The sequence below is a fragment of the Xenorhabdus stockiae genome, from assembly GCF_002632825.1.
GTDB lineage: Bacteria > Pseudomonadota > Gammaproteobacteria > Enterobacterales > Enterobacteriaceae > Xenorhabdus > Xenorhabdus stockiae.
The window spans coordinates 36,335-54,751 of the sequence record NZ_NJAJ01000003.1; the positions used below are offsets into that span (position 1 = coordinate 36,335).

13 protein-coding genes are annotated in these 18,417 nt (G+C 39.7%); 8 read left to right on the forward strand and 5 right to left on the reverse strand.

Features of this window, described 5'->3' with window-relative positions; translation table 11 throughout:
• Positions 1-107 precede the first annotated feature (107 nt).
• On the forward strand, positions 108-2,261 hold the full coding sequence (locus Xsto_RS01435) for a carbon starvation CstA family protein (RefSeq protein WP_099111085.1): 2,154 nt from the start codon (positions 108-110) through the stop codon (positions 2,259-2,261).
• Between the two features lie 146 nt (positions 2,262-2,407).
• Positions 2,408-2,611, forward strand: coding sequence for a YbdD/YjiX family protein (locus Xsto_RS01440; protein ID WP_047678653.1), 204 nt, complete (start codon positions 2,408-2,410; stop codon positions 2,609-2,611).
• 95 nt (positions 2,612-2,706) lie between these two features.
• On the opposite strand, the gene Xsto_RS01445 is transcribed toward Xsto_RS01440, so the two are convergent.
• On the reverse strand, positions 2,707-3,960 hold the full coding sequence (locus tag Xsto_RS01445) for an NAD(P)/FAD-dependent oxidoreductase (RefSeq protein ID WP_099123886.1): 1,254 nt from the start codon (positions 3,958-3,960) through the stop codon (positions 2,707-2,709).
• Positions 3,961-4,088: 128 nt separating this feature from the next.
• Positions 4,089-5,846, reverse strand: coding sequence for a flavin monoamine oxidase family protein (locus tag Xsto_RS01450; RefSeq protein WP_211284278.1), 1,758 nt, complete (start codon positions 5,844-5,846; stop codon positions 4,089-4,091).
• A gap of 205 nt (positions 5,847-6,051) precedes the next feature.
• On the opposite strand from Xsto_RS01450, the gene yjiA reads away from it, so the two are divergent.
• Entirely contained in the window at positions 6,052-7,005 is a 954-nt protein-coding gene (gene yjiA / locus Xsto_RS01455; RefSeq protein WP_099111087.1) for a GTPase, read from the forward strand.
• Positions 7,006-7,608: 603 nt separating this feature from the next.
• Here the strand turns inward: yjiA and Xsto_RS01465 are convergent.
• Positions 7,609-8,172: a tyrosine-type DNA invertase gene (locus Xsto_RS01465; RefSeq protein WP_086955361.1), complete on the reverse strand. Its 564-nt coding sequence runs from the start codon at positions 8,170-8,172 to the stop codon at positions 7,609-7,611.
• Between the two features lie 1,006 nt (positions 8,173-9,178).
• Positions 9,179-10,504 carry an SLC5/6 family protein gene (locus Xsto_RS01470; protein ID WP_099111089.1) on the reverse strand — a complete coding sequence of 442 codons (1,326 nt, stop codon included), beginning with the start codon at positions 10,502-10,504 and terminating at the stop codon, positions 9,179-9,181.
• A 1,114-nt stretch (positions 10,505-11,618) separates the two neighbouring features.
• Here Xsto_RS01470 and Xsto_RS01475 point away from each other — a divergent pair.
• The 3 genes from Xsto_RS01475 to Xsto_RS01485 are packed head-to-tail and all read left to right on the forward strand — an operon-like array spanning position 11,619 to position 13,345.
• Positions 11,619-12,290: a CsgG/HfaB family protein gene (locus tag Xsto_RS01475; RefSeq protein ID WP_099111090.1), complete on the forward strand. Its 672-nt coding sequence runs from the start codon at positions 11,619-11,621 to the stop codon at positions 12,288-12,290.
• 30 nt (positions 12,291-12,320) lie between these two features.
• A complete protein-coding gene (locus Xsto_RS01480; protein WP_099111091.1) occupies positions 12,321-12,677 on the forward strand; it encodes a DUF4810 domain-containing protein in 357 nt (118 codons plus the stop codon).
• Positions 12,677-13,345, forward strand: coding sequence for a DUF799 domain-containing protein (locus Xsto_RS01485; RefSeq protein ID WP_099111092.1), 669 nt, complete (start codon positions 12,677-12,679; stop codon positions 13,343-13,345). The genes Xsto_RS01480 and Xsto_RS01485 overlap by 1 nt, the downstream gene beginning before the upstream one ends.
• A gap of 84 nt (positions 13,346-13,429) precedes the next feature.
• Here Xsto_RS01485 and Xsto_RS01490 read toward each other — a convergent pair whose 3' ends face one another.
• Entirely contained in the window at positions 13,430-14,770 is a 1,341-nt protein-coding gene (locus Xsto_RS01490) for an MATE family efflux transporter (protein WP_099111093.1), read from the reverse strand.
• A gap of 377 nt (positions 14,771-15,147) precedes the next feature.
• On the opposite strand from Xsto_RS01490, the gene Xsto_RS01495 reads away from it, so the two are divergent.
• Both Xsto_RS01495 and Xsto_RS01500 read left to right on the forward strand, forming a co-directional pair.
• Entirely contained in the window at positions 15,148-16,494 is a 1,347-nt protein-coding gene (locus Xsto_RS01495; protein ID WP_099123888.1) for an NCS2 family permease, read from the forward strand.
• A gap of 271 nt (positions 16,495-16,765) precedes the next feature.
• Positions 16,766-18,415 carry a Na+/H+ antiporter gene (locus Xsto_RS01500; protein WP_099111095.1) on the forward strand — a complete coding sequence of 550 codons (1,650 nt, stop codon included), beginning with the start codon at positions 16,766-16,768 and terminating at the stop codon, positions 18,413-18,415.
• Positions 18,416-18,417: the final 2 nt, after the last annotated feature.

Here is an 18,417-nt window from a genome sequence, read left to right on the forward strand (position 1 = left end):
AGTGTGGCGAGTAGTATCGCTTCCTGCGGTAGTCGGATAACTGGCGTACAGAAGCGGAGAAATGAAAGGGTAACTTGCTGTTCGTCTTACCTTAAAAAGGGTGTTTTATGAACAATAATAAATTTTTAAAACATATCCCCTGGATGATACTGGGGATAATTGGGGCATTTTGCCTCGGAGTTGTTGCACTACGTCGGGGAGAACATGTTAGTGCTTTATGGATAGTTGTTGCTTCGGTGGCAGTTTATCTGGTTGCTTATCGCTATTACAGCCTTTATATCGCCACTAAGGTGATGAAGCTGGATGCAACACGGGCAACACCGGCGGTTGTTAATAATGATGGCCTCAATTATGTGCCAACCAACAAAAATGTCCTGTTTGGTCACCACTTTGCTGCTATTGCGGGAGCCGGGCCGTTAGTCGGGCCAGTGCTGGCGGCACAGGTTGGCTATCTGCCGGGAACATTGTGGCTGCTGGCGGGGGGCGTTCTTGCCGGTGCCGTACAGGACTTTATGGTTCTGTTCATGTCTTCCCGCCGTAATGGAACATCACTGGGAGAGATCGTTAAAGAAGAGCTGGGGCGGGTTCCGGGAACAATCGCCCTGTTCGGTTGCTTCCTGATTATGATCATTATCCTGGCAGTACTGGCACTGATAGTGGTGAAAGCACTGGCAGAAAGTCCGTGGGGAGTATTTACCGTTTGTTCCACCGTTCCCATTGCTCTGTTCATGGGCATTTATATGCGGTATATCCGCCCGGGACGAGTGGGGGAAGTTTCCGTTATTGGTATTCTGCTGCTGATTGCTGCGATATGGTTTGGTGGTGTTGTCGCTGCTGATCCTTATTGGGGACCGGCTTTAACTTTCAAAGATACCACCATTACTTATGCATTGATTGGCTATGCCTTTATCTCTGCCTTGCTGCCTGTTTGGCTGATTCTGGCACCACGCGATTATCTGGCAACTTTCCTGAAAATCGGTGTGATTGTTGGTCTGGCGGTTGGTATTGTGATCCTTAATCCTGACCTGAAAATGCCGGCTGTAACACAATTTGTTGATGGTACAGGCCCTGTCTGGAAAGGCACGTTATTCCCATTCTTATTTATTACGATCGCCTGTGGTGCTGTATCTGGTTTTCATGCCCTGATTTCTTCTGGTACGACGCCTAAGTTACTGGCAAACGAAAAAGATGCCCGATTCATTGGCTATGGTGCAATGCTGATGGAATCATTCGTTGCGATCATGGCTTTAGTTGCTGCATCCATCATCGAGCCGGGGCTTTATTTCGCCATGAATACGCCGCCGTCTGCACTGGGTATTACCATGCCGGATTTGCATAATCTGGGAACATCTGAAGCGCCTGTGATTATGGCAGCTTTGCAGGATGTCACCACTCAGGCAGCCGCCACGGTAAGTTCATGGGGATTTGTGATTTCACCTGACCAAATCCTGCAAACGGCAAAAGACATAGGTGAACCTTCGGTTCTGAACCGAGCCGGTGGTGCACCGACTCTGGCGGTAGGTATTGCTCATGTATTCCATCAGATCATTCCGGCCGCAGATATGGGCTTCTGGTATCACTTTGGTATTTTGTTTGAAGCGTTGTTCATTCTGACTGCTCTGGACGCAGGGACACGTTCCGGCCGTTTTATGTTGCAGGACTTATTGGGCAATTTCGTTCCATCGCTGAAAAAAACGGATTCCCTGATTGCCAGTATAATTGGTACAGCGGGCTGTGTGGGAATGTGGGGCTACCTGTTGTATCAAGGCGTTGTCGATCCGCTGGGCGGTGTTAAGAGCCTGTGGCCACTCTTTGGCATTTCGAACCAGATGCTGGCAGCTGTTGCACTCGTGTTGGGTACTGTTGTACTGATCAAAATGAAACGTACTAAGTACATTTGGGTAACGGTTGTACCGGCTATTTGGTTGTTGATTTGTACCACATGGGCGTTGGGGCTGAAATTATTCAGTGATAACCCTAAACTGGAAGGCTTCTTATTTCTGGCGAAGGAATATAAGCAACGTATTGCGGAAGGCGGAGCAGATCTGACCGCTCAGCAGATCAATGATATGAGCCATATTGTTGTGAACAACTATACGAATGCTGGCCTGAGCATTTTGTTCCTTATTGTGGTCTATAGCATTATTATTTATGGTATCAAAACTGCGATAAACGCGAATAAAAACCCAGAACGTACAGATAAAGAAACGCCTTATGTTCCTGTTCCGGAAGGTGGAGTAAAAGTTTCTTCTACGCACTGATGCTAATATTTAAGCCATAGAGTGGCTTTGGCAATCACAATACCCCACATGATAGGTTTTGTATTATGTGGGGTATTTCTTTAAGGTATAGTTTTAAGGTATAGCATTAAGGAAATCACTTTTGAGAACAGTTATGGGAGAGTGTTATGTTTGGTAATCTTGGCCGTGCCGGAAAATATTTAGGGCAGGCAGCCCGGATGCTGGTGGGAGTGCCTGACTATGATACTTATGTACAGCATATGAAGGATAACCATCCCGACCAACCTTATATGACTTATGAAGAATTCTTCCGTGAACGGCAGAATGCACGTTATGGTGGTGATGGGAAAGGGGGAATGCGTTGTTGTTAGCGAGTGTAGATGGTACAAACCTGAGGCGCGTCGTCACCTTATTTTTATCAAAAAGTGTTGATTGCGCCTCAGGCTAAGTCAGGTAAACCTGGCAGCTAAGCTGGCTTAATAATATTTTTCCTGTCTATCCTGAATGGATAAATATTAAAAGAAGTACTTCCTTTTAATGCAAGATCGGCGCAGGCTTTGCCAAATAATGGGGCAAATTTAAATGACCAGCCACCTAATGATAAGATAATATTTTTGTATTGGTCATATTGTTGAGGTATAAAATCCAGGACGGCTGTATTATCAGGTAAATCAGCATGCAATGCTCTCGCCATATCAATAGGGGTTGTATCGACTCCTCTCATATATTTGTTGGCAAAATCCCGGGTTATATCAATATCTAATTCCTTTGGTGCAAAACACCTATCTTCCACATGATCATAAGTATACGAAGCCCAATCTACCGCCAGACGGATAAAGCCTTTTCTTGCAAAGTCATAACTAGGAAAGCCATAGAACAGGTTGCTGTAACCATTTTTAGAATTCTCAAATTGAAAAAACATTGGATAGTTTTTTTCTGGAATTTCTCCGGTGAGTTTATAATATGAAAAGCACATATCCCAAATAATATAATTTATTCTTATTCCTACTGAGTCAGGTAATATTTGATTGGTGAAAGCATTAGAAGTCATCACTACTTTATCAGATTTATAGCTGCCATTGTTTGTTATAATCGAAACGCCATCTTGGCGGCTGGTTATTTTACAGACTTTTGTTTCCTCAGTAACGGTAACATTATTTGACTCTTTCAAGTATTGACCAAGTTTTTTGATAATATTTTTGACATCAATGGTTGCATTATCAGGGCTATATAAACCCATATAATTATCTGGCAGATTTTTGAAAGGATACTTACTTTCCAGTTCATCTTTGGTAATTATTTCATATTTTTTATTGAGTTCTTTTAATACTCTTACTGGCCCGAATAGAGTGCCTTGTGGTGTATCACCTGTGGCGATACCAAAATTGAGTAACCCATTCATATACATGAATTTAGAATCCAGATCTTTTTCTAAATCATAATACATTTCTCCGGCTTTGAAAGATAATTTAGCATGTTCAAGATCATCATACACGGTTCTCCACATTCTGACATGTCCTGCTGAGCTTGAGTCTTGTGTTCCGATAGTATTCCTTTCTATCAGCAGTATATTCTTACCAGACTTAGCGGCATAATAAGCCGTGCACAATCCAATAATTCCTCCACCGACTACACAGATATCATATTTTTTATTATGAATGTATTTATTTTCATGATCTGATAATGGTGATTCCATTTTAATAACGTCATGTCGATTCATCTATATTCTCCAATTTTATTTATTGTTAAAATTTAATTTTATTAACTATAAAACCAGACACAGATTGCACGCCAAACACGATTGAGACTAAATAGTGTTCTATATTGAAATTCATTGCATATAGATAATTATCGCCCTAAATAATATTCTTTATCTAACCACTCAGGCCAATTAAGACGAAATATTTCTTGTAATAATTTTTCCGTGACACAAAATGCTCCTTCAGTCCAGCCTTGATCCCCTGAATAAGCTTCTCCGATAATATGCACTGATTCATTTTTTATTGGATGCCTCATAAAAGGCATGACTTCGTCAACTGATACTCCGACTTTCCATGCATGATATCCACCACCATATGGATCCTTAGACCAGTCTTGAATTCGGGCAATATAAGGAGGAGGAATATCAATACCATGTAGCTCTTTAACCTGATTCATTGCTTCTTCGACCAGGTGTTTAGATACAGGCTCTCCGGGTAAAGGCGATTCTTTCAATTTTTCTTTTGATACTATACGAGTTTCACAAGGTTCATAGATAGAGTCTTTATCTTTTATTTGTATCAGTGCTTTCCAAAATGTTACAGCCCGCATATCGTTATAGCTTGATAGGAATAATGAATGTGAATTTTTATCGTCTGTGCCGAAATAGTAGCATTGGCGAATAGCTAAATCAGTAATTGATGCACCGGATTTGGTGTTAAATTGTTTATTCCACCACGGGTATTCAAATCCCATTAATAATTTTAATGATGGTTCAGGAATGACCGTATCAATATTCTTATTTAATTTTGGTTGTGAATGTTTATCAAAGAAAAAATTGTACTGATCCAGAAGATTAAGGGATTGTTTTGGCATTGCCAGAATAATAGTGTCAGTGTGTACTGTCCAATAAGTCTGGCTATTTTCATTTCTGAATTTTAATGAATAACGACGATTTCCGCCATTATTATGTTGAAAAGTTATTAAAGTGTTTTTTAACCATAGCTTAGCACCATTTTGGTCTGTATAGGCTTTTGCTAAAGCATAAGCTAATTGATCATATCCATTTTTAATAGTTCTATATTCTATATCAGTTTGTGTAAAATCACCTACCATATAAGACATTGATTCAGCAGCATTCCAGTTTATGGTGTTTGAGTAATATCCTCCTGCATCAGATAAGAAATTATATCCTTCCTGACCGACTTGATCTTTAATTAAATTCCAGAATCCGATGTCTTTGACTTTCATTTGATCATAGGGGCTTCCTTTTTTAATATAAGTTATATTCTTTTTGATGATATCCCACTGCCGTAGACTGATTTTAAATTTGTAATCATATTTACTTGTTTTTTCAACAAGATTACCATAGTTCTTCTTAAACCAAGGGTCTGCAACTAAAACGTCATATATAATCTTATTAAATAGCTGTGATGCACTATATCCTTGAATATCATCATTAAGAAAGTATCGTATTTTAAATTTTTTATCATTTTTCTGCATTTCAGACCATATATCCGCCCTGAATCGCTGACCTCGTAAATAGAAAAAATTATTTGGTGAGTCACTTTCTGGAAAGGGAGCGTGATCTAATTTAAAAATATTTTCAATCAATGAAGTGGTGATCTTTTGTGATGTTAAATAACGCATTCCTCCTAACTCACCAATAATATCCATTCCAGGTAAGTTAACAGAGAGTAACCTTCCTCCTATCGTATGATTTAAATCAAAAATATGTACATTTGTAGGATAATTGGTGTTGTCAGAATAATCTCCACTTAACAAACGATATCCTGTATATAAACCAGATACACCCGCACCAACAATAGCAATATCAATTGATAGTTCTTCCTGAGTCCCGGTACTATGAGGAATTTGATCCATCTCAATTCTTTTGTTTATTTTCATGGTCCATCTCCATTAATATAAATAGTATTCTGCTGGAGTTGTTTTTTAATACAAGTCTGAGAAGAGAAGTAATTTTTATCAGTATGGTATTATTTTTCTAGAATTGGAGTAACTGGATTAATCTGATTGTTCAAATCGTGTATTATTATTGATCTCAGATTTGAATTTTTTAAAACAAACAATTTTTATAGTGATGCAGGAAAAAATGAAACCTATATCAGTGACCATCCTTACAGGATTTTTAGGATCAGGGAAAACGACATTATTACAGCATATTCTCAATGCTGAACATGGTTATAAAATTGCTGTCATAGAAAATGAATTTGGTGAAGTACCTATTGATAATGAACTTATCGGAGATAGAGCAACACAAATTAAAACACTAAGCAATGGTTGTATCTGTTGTAGTCGCTCGAATGAGCTGGAAGATACTTTACTTGATTTATTAGATGGTATTGATAACGGGCAGTTTGTTTTTGATCGTCTGATTATTGAATGTACAGGGATGGCAGATCCCGGCCCAATCACTCAGACTTTCTTTTCTCACGAGGTTTTGTGTCAGCGTTTTTTACTGGATGGCATTATTACACTGGTGGATGCGGTTCATGCAGAGCAGCAGCTTGATGATTTTTCCATTGCACAATCACAAGTAGGATATGCTGATAGGCTTTTGTTGACGAAAACGGATGTTGCTCCTGAGAATGACGCATTAATCGGGCGATTGCAGAAGATCAATGCCAGAGCACCGATCCATAAGATCGTACATGGTGAGGCTGACTTAGGTCTGCTTTTTGATCTGGAAGGCTTTATTCTGAATGATCAACTGACTATTACACAGCCTGTTTTTCGTTTTATCCCTCAGCACCAAAATAGTGTTCAGTCGATAGTTGTTACTCTGAACCATTCAGTGGAATTAACGAAAGTTTCAAATTTGATGGAAGAATTGTTACTGAGTTTTGCTGATAATTTACTGCGTTATAAAGGTATTCTTGCCATTCAGGAAGAATCGCGCAGGTTATTGTTTCAGGGAGTACAGCGTTTGTACAGTGCGGACTGGGATCGTGAATGGCGTGATGATGAACAGCGTCAAAGTGTGTTGGTTTTTATTGGAGTAGATCTGCCAGAGCAGAAAATCAGGGAAAAATTTGCACAACTATAGTTAGTCATTTTTTAATAACAAGATATCTGTTTCACTGAACTTGAAAAATGAAGGGAATATTCCCTTCATTTTTTAAGCTGCCTCTTTACTGATGAAATCACTTCATTGCAGTAAGATTCTGGGTAATGCATTTTTCTATATCTACCTTTCAGTTGCTGTATTACTGGCTGCAACCTGAAATTCATAATGTATATTATTAAGAATAGGTAGAAATTTTTTTCACATATTTAAATAGAAATTTATATTATAAATTCTAACCTGGAGTTTAAGTTTTATAAAAACAGTAAGTACTGATTTAACAAATAAAAAACAATAAAGACAAATATTATACATAAATCAGATTTATCATACGTTAAGGTTCATATTTGTATTATGATGAATTCACCTGTTTTTTTATCTGCAATCTCCACAGAAGAAGTAGTGGAGATCGTCGCAATAACAGATCATGTTATACACTTCGTCTTTCAAGTTGCCTCTTTGTTGGCCGCGCTCGCTCACCCCTGTCACATAGTTATCTATGCTCCTGGGGGTGAACTCCCTTGCCGCTGCGATGCATCTTGAATTCTATTGTGTATAGTGAATACAGGGAAAATAGATGGAAATTCACTTAGAGTGTGTTTCCCAAATGTTAGAAAAGCGTTTTACATTACTGGCTGTGTAAATCACTGTATGTGAAATATTACGGTGCCCCAGATAATCCTGAATTAAACGTGTATCACGGCCGAGATCGGCAAGTGCGTAACCACAGGCATGTCTTAGCATATGAGGGTGTGGAGAAACACTGACCGCAGCCTGCTTGCCATAACGCTTTAGTAACCCATAAACTTGTTGCCGTGAAACCGCTCCCGATTTTTGGGAGAGGAAAACCCATGGAGAATCCGCTTCTCGCCATTTTTGGCGTACATCCAGCCATTTTTTTAGTGCTTCAATTTCTTCCGGGATTAGTGGATGTGTTGTTGACAGACCACCTTTTAATCGTCTGATATGAATAATAGCTGAATTTAAATCGAGATCGGATAAACATAAATTACACAGCTCACTGACTCTGAAGCCATGAATAAAACACATCAATAACATGCAATAATCTCGTTCTGCATGACGTCCTTGTTTTGTTTCTGCCAAAATTGCATCTATTTCGTATCGGGTTAAAAATTTACGTTGCTTCATGAAATTATCATTCCTATTACATCAGTTCGATCAGCTATAAATAACGGGGATATTTAAACTAATCGAATACAACAAGCTATTGGAGCTTTTCCACATGATTGGATAAATACCAGGTTAATATAATTAGAAAACAGACAATGAAGAAATTTACTGCTTCTATTTATCTTTTTTTAATGAAAATATTTATTGAGAAAGTGTAAATATTTGTTATGTAACCCTCGTGAATAGAATGGGCTAATTATAAAGATAATTCTACTAAGAATGTTGTTTGGCTAAATTTTGCAACTAAACATTTTACTGAGTTTTATTTTTAGTTTTTTATTCTTATATTGTTCCTTTAGGGTGTAGTGGTTTCGTCTTTTTACTGCATTTAGTGGAAAAAGTAAATGATTTATCTAATTAGATCAAAATATACACTTATTTTGTGTGCTAATTATCTACAAAAAGACTCCATATGATATTTTATGGATTAATATTTTATGTTTTTTGAATATACGATATTTTGTTTTGATGTTTAATATTTAATGATGATAGTAGGCATTTTAATGCCAATAATGGAAGTATTGTAGAGTGTTAAATGATCAATGGATATGTATTGGAGAACTATTATTTATAGTTACTATTTTTGTAAGTGATTATTTCATTAATAACTAAATGGCTTTATTTTTCCTATTAAGGCAGGATAAATTATTAAATAAATATAAATTATAATTAATTAAAAATGACGATTATCATTGCAATAATAGTTTATTAGAGGTATTTGATAACACAAATGACTTATAGATTTCAAGATACATTGTGGTAGTTAAGGAATGAATTTATCCGGCATAAAATATGCATTCCAGATGAGAGATTGTGATCTTTATAAAAAGGGTAATAGAGGTAGATGCGTAAAGATAATAGAAAAGCTAATTGAAATATGTCTGATAAAGACCTTCCGTAGCGGAAGGCCGTTATTTGTAAATAAACTTTAATCATAAAACAGTCAGTGACTGTTTTTATCACATCAAGAAAAGGCCAGGAAAGGAGAGATACACAGTAAGAGCCCTGTGAAGATAATTAAAACCAGTGAGACTCCTTTGTAGTGATGAAGGCTGGGGACTTTATAAACCAGATAGGCTGGAATTAGGCAGCCTACAATCCCAAATATCGGGCTACAGATAGAGGTGAAACTTAAAACAGGGGCATTAAGAATGATAGCTCCCCACGCCAATAAAATAGCAAATACCATAATGCCTTTTTGGACCCACTTTTCATTGATTTTTGCAGCAGGCATTAACCGTCCTAGCAGGTTCATGGCTATTCCCTGACTGGCTTCGCGGAATCCGAGATAAACACCAAAAAAAGCGGTCATGACAGCGAAGACATTGAGCATGACACTGACAAAAATGACCCAGCCACCAGGGAAAAATTGGGCGGCAATCGCAAGTGCAGAAATATTCTGCTCATAAGCTTTGATTGCTTCATCGTGCCCTAGTGCCAGCGTGAAAGAGACGGCATAGAAAAATACGGTACAAAACAGGATAGCAAAGGCAATATTCATCGCTCGTAGTGCCTTATAGCGGGCAACTTCGCGGTTGCTTTCATGACTTCGATAAGAGATAACCATTGGGCTGAGTGTCTGAATAAACAAAATGGAAGTCAGTGTGAAAGGTAGCGTGATAATGGCTTTTTTGATTAACATGGAAAAAGGAGGAAGCGCACCGATATTGTATAAGTGCCACATACCAATCATGGAAAGCCCCAGTGCTGCAACAACAACTAATTTTACCGTTACCATCAGGCTGGAAACTTTAAATAGTAATTGCTCACTACGGGAAGAAATCATCACTAAAATACAGATTAAGGCCAGACCATAAAAAGGATTTTCGGAGAGTAAGTTATCGGTCACTCCGAAGGTTTGTAGGTATGAGGCGCTATCATTGGTAATTGCAGTGGAGTAAACAAACATCCAAATTACCAGCATAATAAAGTAGAGCACACCTAATAAAATCCCCCAGTTTTTACCAAGATAACCCCCGATTATGCTGGGATAGTCTTTACATTCGGGGGATTCGGCAAGTGTATTAATGAACAACCGCTGAAAAAGATACATAGCCGGATAGCCGATAACTGAAGAGAGCAGGAAAACCCATAGTCCCATCAGACCAACCTGAACAGGAAGGAAAACAATACCTGCTCCTATGGCCATGCCAATACTCATGATCACCCAACCCATGTCAGTACCATTGAACTTTATGGCTTGTTTCCATTCAGCTTCTGTCATATTGGCTCGTTTTGCTGCCGAAGAAACATGAGACATGGGCTGATTACCTTTTATTGCTGTTTTCATAATAGTTCTCGCTTACATTTTTGGTGTTGGAGTCGGGTTTAACTAAGTGCAGGGAGACATACCATATAAACACCAAAGAATTGTTTGCTCAGAAAATGAATTGTTGTGTGTTGATATTAAAGAATTTTATGAAGAAAATGTTTTCCGGATGACTCTGGCTTAATACGTTTTTGAGAAGAGTCATTTTTATGCCTAAATGGGTGCGGTTTATCATTTTCTTTTTATATCAGGAGGTTGTAATTGTTTATAATATTGAAAATTTAAACAACCAGAGAGAAAACGATGTGTTTTATCACATCTGAACTTACTCAAAACATCCTGTTAGTATTAAATCCTTTTTATTATTTTCATTATGATATAATTTAGAATATTAATCTAGTTTTTTCTTATTAGCGATAAAAAATGGATAAAAATCCATCTGTCCTAATGTGGGTAATTTTATTTATTTATTTTTATATTTTATTTAATCTGAATCAATTTATGGTCAGAATATTGTATTAATTTATCGCTTTAAATAAAAATAACGGAACGGAATAGATGCTTATCAAATATTATTTAATGATTAATTAAACCATCTGATATTTATATGATTTTAAAATGGCATGTATGTGTTTTTGTTTTGTTTATTTTTTAAAATTATATTTGTTTTGTTTTTCCGTTTTTTTAGAAAGTTATTTCTATTTTTAGATAGGAATTAGTGATTTTATCGTAGTTGTGATATTCAAAACTCATCAGGTATAGTGACACAGGCGAGGCCTAGTGTGAGAAGCTCTGGAAGAGATGTTAATTATCATTTAAGTCAGGGTTTATATAATTATTCCTATTTTTAGCGGGTTGTTTGGAAATAATATTCCGCAATATATGATATTTCTATAATGATATTTTAAGGTTTAATATCTTCAGTTTTGTTTAACTATAGTGACAGAGCATTGTTGATTATATCATGTTTTATTTCATGGACTTTTCCTATGATAAAACCTATTATTTAGCCGTTTTATCTTGGTCATATCTGCCGTTATATACTTAATTTCGCTTAAATAGAAACCAGCAAGATAATATAAAGGTATAACTGACCTGACAGGCTGTTAATCAAAAAATTCGCAGGAAGAAAATAATGAAAAGTAAACTGACTTTAGCTTCTGTTTGTCTGGCTTCACTCATGCTAGCCGGCTGTGCAACAGAATCCTCATCAACTCTTCAGGTTCAAAAAGTTTCCTCTTATAACACAACCTACAAAGGTATTCGCAGCCCTATTGCTGTGGGTAAGTTTGAAAACCGTTCAAGCTACCAGAATGGTATTTTCTCTGATGGTATTGATCGTTTGGGTAACCAGTCAAAAACTATTCTGGTGACAGACTTACAGCAAACCGGTCGTTTTAATGTGCTGGAGCGCACGAATATGGCCGAATTGCAAACAGAAGCCGGATTACAAGGTAAAGCACAGAAGTTAAAAGGGGCAAGTTATGTCATTACTGGTGCAGTGACTGAATTTGGCCGTAAAGAAGTAGGTGATCACCAGTTATGGGGAATTTTAGGTCGTGGTAAATCACAGATCGCTTATGCAAAAGTGATGCTGAATGTGGTGAATGTGGAAACTTCCGAAGTCGTTTTCTCTTCAGCGGGAGCCGGGGAGTACAAGCTATCCAACCGTGAAATTATTGGATTTGGCGGCACTTCGGGTTATGACTCCACTCTGAATGGCAAGGTTTTGGATTTGGCAATTCGTGAAGCCGTGAATGATTTAGTGTCAGGTATTGAAAGTGGTGCTTGGAAGCCAACGAATTAATAATAAATATTATATAGGAAAGATCATTTAATGTTTTTGATGAAAAAGACGGGGATGTTACTGGGCACGCTAGTGTTAGTCGGATGTGTACAGGCACCTAAAACTATTTATGAATGGGGTGATTACCAGTCAACGCTTTACCAGTATTACCAACAAGATAAAACTGGGCCACTGGAGCAGATACAGGCTCTGGAAAAAGTGATTGAACAAGCAAAAGCCAAAGATAAACCGGTTCCTCCCGGCCTGCATGCACAAATGGGGCTACTGTACAGCAAAACAGGCAATATTGAGGATGCCTTTCAGCAGTTTGAAATAGAGAAAAGATTATTTCCTGAATCTGCACCTTATATGGATTTTCTGCTGAATAAAAATAAGGGAGTGAAATAATGAACCGTATTTTGGGCGCGATTGGTGCTTTATTTTTGCTGATACTGACGGGGTGTGCCAAACAGGCACCGCATGATTATTCTGCCTTAAGGGCAAGCGATCCCAAATCAATACTGGTTCTGCCAGCAGTGAATAAGTCTGTAGATGTGAAAGCCGCTGGCAGTGTGATTTCTCAGGTTACTTATCCATTGGCTGAGTCAGGATATTATGTTTTTCCTGTTGCGGTAGTAGAAGAAACCTTCCGGCAGAATGGTGTGTCTGAGGCTCAGGATATTAGCAATATCAGCTATAAGAAATTGCATGATATTTTTGGTGCAGATGCAGCGCTTTACTTGGATATCACGCAATACGGTACACAATATCAGATCATCAGTAGTGATACTCGTGTGACTGCTGAGGCTCGTTTGGTTGATTTGCGTACAGGTGAAAAAATCTGGGGTGGTATCGCAACAGCATCCAGCGCAGAGAATCGTAACAATGGTGGTGGCGGAATTATTGGTATGTTAGTGTCTGCGGCCATTGAACAAATTGTGAATACTGTCGCTGATAGAGGACACGAAATTGCGGGTATTACCTGCAACCGTTTGTTAAGTGCCGGGCAATACTGGAATGGCCACCTGCTGTATGGCCCACGTTCAGCGTTTTATCGTAAAGAAAAAACAGAATAATTACTCCTGTTACCTTTCCGATTATCTTATTACAAATGCCGCAGATAATTACTGCGGCATTTTTACTAACGTTCTTTAATCTGATTAAACATCCAATCGCTTAGTTTGCCATTTTTTGGATTTCCAGCGCCACGCGTTTACCAGACCACGTACCCACTCATCACAGAAAAATCCAATCCAGATCCCCAGAATGCCCATTCCCATGGTAATTCCCAGAAAATAACCAACGGGGATAGAGATACCCCACATGAAAATCAGGGCAGTATAAAGCGGGAACCGGGCATCGCCTGATGCTCGCAGTGCGTTGACCATAACGATATTAAAAGTACGTCCCGGTTCAAGAAACACTGATAACAGGAAGAGTGGCAGCAACAGCTCAATGATTTTTTGGTCTTCTGTCATCAGGCCGAGAAGTGGTTGCCGGAAAGCCCAGAAAGATAAGACCACTCCAATTGTGACGATAACACCGATTTTCAGGCTTTTTATACCGCGGATATAGGCCTCTTCAAAGCGTTTTGCCCCGACAAGATGACCAACCATAATTTCGTTACCAATACTGGTGGCAATCCCAAAAAGCATAATGAACAGCGATAGCTGGAAATACAGCGTCTGTGCTGCCAGAGATGTTTCACCCATCAAACCGATAAACGCCTGTGCCGTCATGTACTGCAATATCCACACGAGGTTTTCACCGGCCGCAGGCAAACCGATATGCAGGATTTTTCCAAGCATATTCTTTGACCAGCATATGAGTAATTTGGGTACCAGCTTTATTTTCAGGCCATAAAATAGCAAGCCACAAAGGAGAATAACTGCAACAGTACGACCAAATACTGTAGACCATGCCACACCTTCGAGGCCATATTTAGGTAGCCCGAAGAACCCGTACAGAACAATCATATTGCCGACAATTGTCAGTAGATTGGCAATCAGGGTGACATACATGGCTGATTTGGATTTGCCATATACTCGCAAGCAGGCTGCCAGAATAATTGAAATGGCTTCTGGTATCAGACAGATACCTAAAATATGCAGATAAGCAAATCCATCATCCATCAGGTTTTCTGGCAGATTCATGATATGCAGGATTTTGTAGCCGAAGAAAATAGTTACCAATGCACAGCCAAATCCCAATACAAAATTAAAGGCGATGGAAATGTGGATCGCCTGACTGGCTTTATCCCGCCTTCCTGAACCGAGGTATTGGGCGATGACAACGCTGCAACCAACGCTGATAAAATTGAAGATAGTAATAAATAGATCAAAAACATGATTCCCAACGCCCATCGCAGCCAGATAAGCGGAAGAAATATGGCTAACCATATAGGTATTGATTAACAGCGTTGCCATATGAAGAAAAATATCAATGAAGATCGGCCAGCTCAGGGAAAAAAGCGAACGATCAACAACATCAGATTGATGCATTATAAAAAACCTATTGTTTGAATTGAAATGAGTGGTCTTTTTGTGGTGTGACATATACTCAGAATACAATCGTAATTTTACTTGGTTTATTGGTTGATTGATAGGCAAAACACACGATTTGCTGATAGATAACAGGTAATAAAATTTATGGCTATGACTTGATTCTTATCCCCGATTCACTGGATAATCTTCTGCCTCAAATTATCTCACCATTTTTTTATCTCAAAAGCCAAACGATTGCGTATGAGAAATGGCTGAATTGATAGCTTCAGCATTTTTAGCGTTATTAAGTGACGTAATCGTTTTCGTCGGAAGGGGAGTAAAGAAATGATGAGAAAAATAATGATCGATATTTAACACACTGGCAGGGGATAAATATGTCTGGCACGCAGGCACCAACTCAATGCAAACTCGATAGGTATTTTAAGATAACTGAACGTGGAAGCTCGGTACGTCAGGAGATTCTCGCTGGGTTAACAATATTTCTGGCTATGGTGTATTCCGTTATTGTTGTACCGGGTATGCTCGGACAAGCCGGATTTCCTCATACCGCAGTATTTATTTCTGTCTGTCTGGTGACCGGAATTGGCTCATTGCTGATGGGGTTATGGGTTAATTTGCCGATGGCGATTGGCTGTGCCATCTCACTGACTGCCTTTACTGCTTTTAGTCTGGTATTAGGGCAGCAAGTTAGCATCCCTGTTGCTCTGGGCGCTGTTTTTCTGATGGGATGTATATTCACCTTTATTTCTGTTACCGGTATTCGAGCCTGGTTATTGCGCAATATTCCAATGGGAATTGCACATGGGGCAGGAATTGGTATCGGATTATTTTTGCTTCTTATTGCGGCAAATGGTGTCGGTCTGGTGATTAAAAATCCGAAGGAAGGATTACCGGTTGCCTTTGGTACACTGACTGCCTTTCCTGTCTTTATGACTCTGTTTGGTCTGGCTGCGATTATCGGTCTGGAAAAGAAAAAAGTCCCCGGTAGCATTTTGTTGGTTATCATTGCTATTTCAATCATTGGCCTGATTTTCGATCCTGCGGTGAAATATCAGGGTTTTTTTAAAGTCCCCACATTAGGAGAAGACGGCCTTTCCCTGATGTTCAGTATGGATATCATGGGGGCGTTACAGCCTGCTGTCCTGCCAAGCCTTCTTGCACTGGTGATGACCGCAGTATTTGATGCCACAGGGACTATCAGAGCTGTGGCCGGGCAGGCCAACCTGTTGGATAAGCGTGGGCAGATTATTAGTGGTAGTAAGGCGTTAACCGCTGATTCTGTCAGTAGTATTTTTGCCGGAGCGATAGGCTCTTCGCCTGCTGGCGTTTATATCGAATCTGCCGCAGGGAGTGCTGTAGGCGGAAAAACAGGGTTAACTGCGACCATTGTCGGTATTTTGTTTCTGCTAATCTTATTCCTTTCCCCATTGTCATATCTGGTTCCTGCGTATGCCACTGCACCGGCTTTAATGTATGTCGGTCTGCTGATGCTGAGCAATGTGAGAAAACTGAATTTCGATGATTCTGTTGATGCTGTGTCGGGGCTGTTGTGCGCCGTATTCATCGTTCTGACCTGTAATATCGTGACAGGAATTATGTTAGGTTTCAGCACGTTGGTTGTCGGGCGTATTTTTGCCGGTGAGTGGCGTAAGCTGAATATTAGTACGGTAGTCATCGCCACTGCACTGGTGGTATTCTATGCTAGCAGTTGGGCCATTTAGCCAGAACTAGCCTGAAAGCTATGCGTAAGCGGTTAACGTTTGCGCATATATTTCCCTGCCTGATAATTTTTAAAACCTGTCAAATTTTCGACAAAATCCCTCAGATAAGTATAAAATAAGAAAATGGCTTGCGGGTCATTGATTCACAATGTGATTGTTTTTTGATTTTCCAGAATAACTTCAATTTTTGTGGTTATTAGCGCTGTTATTAGAAAGAAAAAACAGTCACAATCTCCTCACCGACGGATTTTTGGCAATTTGTAAGGGTAACATGGAAATATTCTTTACTATCTTGATCTTGATTTTGGTGGTGTCAGTTTCTGGTGTTCTTACTAAGGTGATCCCGTTCCGTGTCCCTTTGCCGATAGTGCAAATAGCAATGGGGGCGTTGCTGGCTTGGCCTCATTTTGGTTTACACGTTACTTTCGACCCTGAATTATTCCTCGTTTTACTTATCCCTCCTTTGTTATTTGTTGATGGCTGGAAAACACCGACCAGAGAATTTTTTCACCATGGGCGTGAAATCGTTATTCTGGTTTTAGTGCTGGTTTTAGTAACAGTTGTCGGTATTGGTTATTTGATTTACTGGTTATTGCCGAGTATTCCGCTTATTGCGGCTTTTGCTCTGGCCGCCGTGTTGTCACCAACCGATGCCGTTGCCTTATCCTCAATCGTCGGGAAAGGGCGCATTCCTAAAAATATGATGAGTGTGCTGGAAGGTGAAGCGTTGATGAACGATGCTTCGGGTCTGGTCGCTCTGAAATTTGCTGTGGCAATTGCCATGGGAACAATGGCATTTACGGTAACCGGTGCAACATTCGAATTCTTTAAAGTTGCAATTGGTGGTCTGGCATCAGGCGTTGCTGTTACCTGGTTGTACAGTAAATCACTGAGATTGATGAGCCGCTGGAGTGGCGATGATCCCGCGACTCAAATCATGTTTATGATGCTGTTGCCATTTGCTTCTTACATGATTGCTGAACATATTGGTGTTTCTGGCATTCTGGCTGCTGTTGCGGCGGGTATGACTATCAGTACGGCTGGCGTGATCCGTAATGCACCGCTGGATATGCGTTTGCGAGCGGATAATGTTTGGGGAATGCTGGCATTCGTATTTAACGGGCTGGTATTCATCATGCTGGGGCTACAGTTGCCGGGAATTTGGGAGACTTCTGTTGCTCAGGCTGATCTCGACCCGCATGTAGAAACCTGGATGCTGTTTGCTGCTGTAGGCATCATTTATGGCGCACTGGTATTGCTGCGGTTCTGCTGGTTATGGCTGATGAAAAATACCAGTAAAATCCTGATGAAGAAGAAACCACTGGAATTCTCAACCTACACTACGCGTGAATTGTTGCTGGCTTCATTTGCGGGAGTCCGTGGTGCTATTACTCTGGCTGGTGCTCTGTCAGTACCTCTCTTCCTGCCGGATGGCGATCCGTTTCCTGCCCGTTATCAGTTGATCTTTATTTCTGCAGGTGTGATTCTGGTTTCACTTTTTGTTGGCGTCATTGCCCTGCCACTCTTGCTGAGAGGTATGAAAGTGGGAGACAAACAGGCTGATCTTGATGAAATCAGAATGGCGAAAGCAGCGATGGCTGAAGTTGCGATTGTCAGTATGAATAAAATGGAAGAACGCCTGTCTGCCAGCACAGAAGAAAAATTAGATGCTGAAGTGATTAGCGAAGTTGCTTCCCGGGTTACCGGTTACTTACGGCGCCGTACTGCGGGCACGGACGAGGGTGAACACAGCTTGGAGGTTGAAGAGCTGGAGCGTCGTTTCCGTCTGACTGCATTACGGGCTGAAAGAGGGGAACTGTATCACTTGCGTGCAACCCGTAAAGTTAGTAATGAAACATTACAGACGCTTTTGCATGATCTTGATCTGCTGGAAGCACTGTTAGTGGATAAATCTCAATAAAT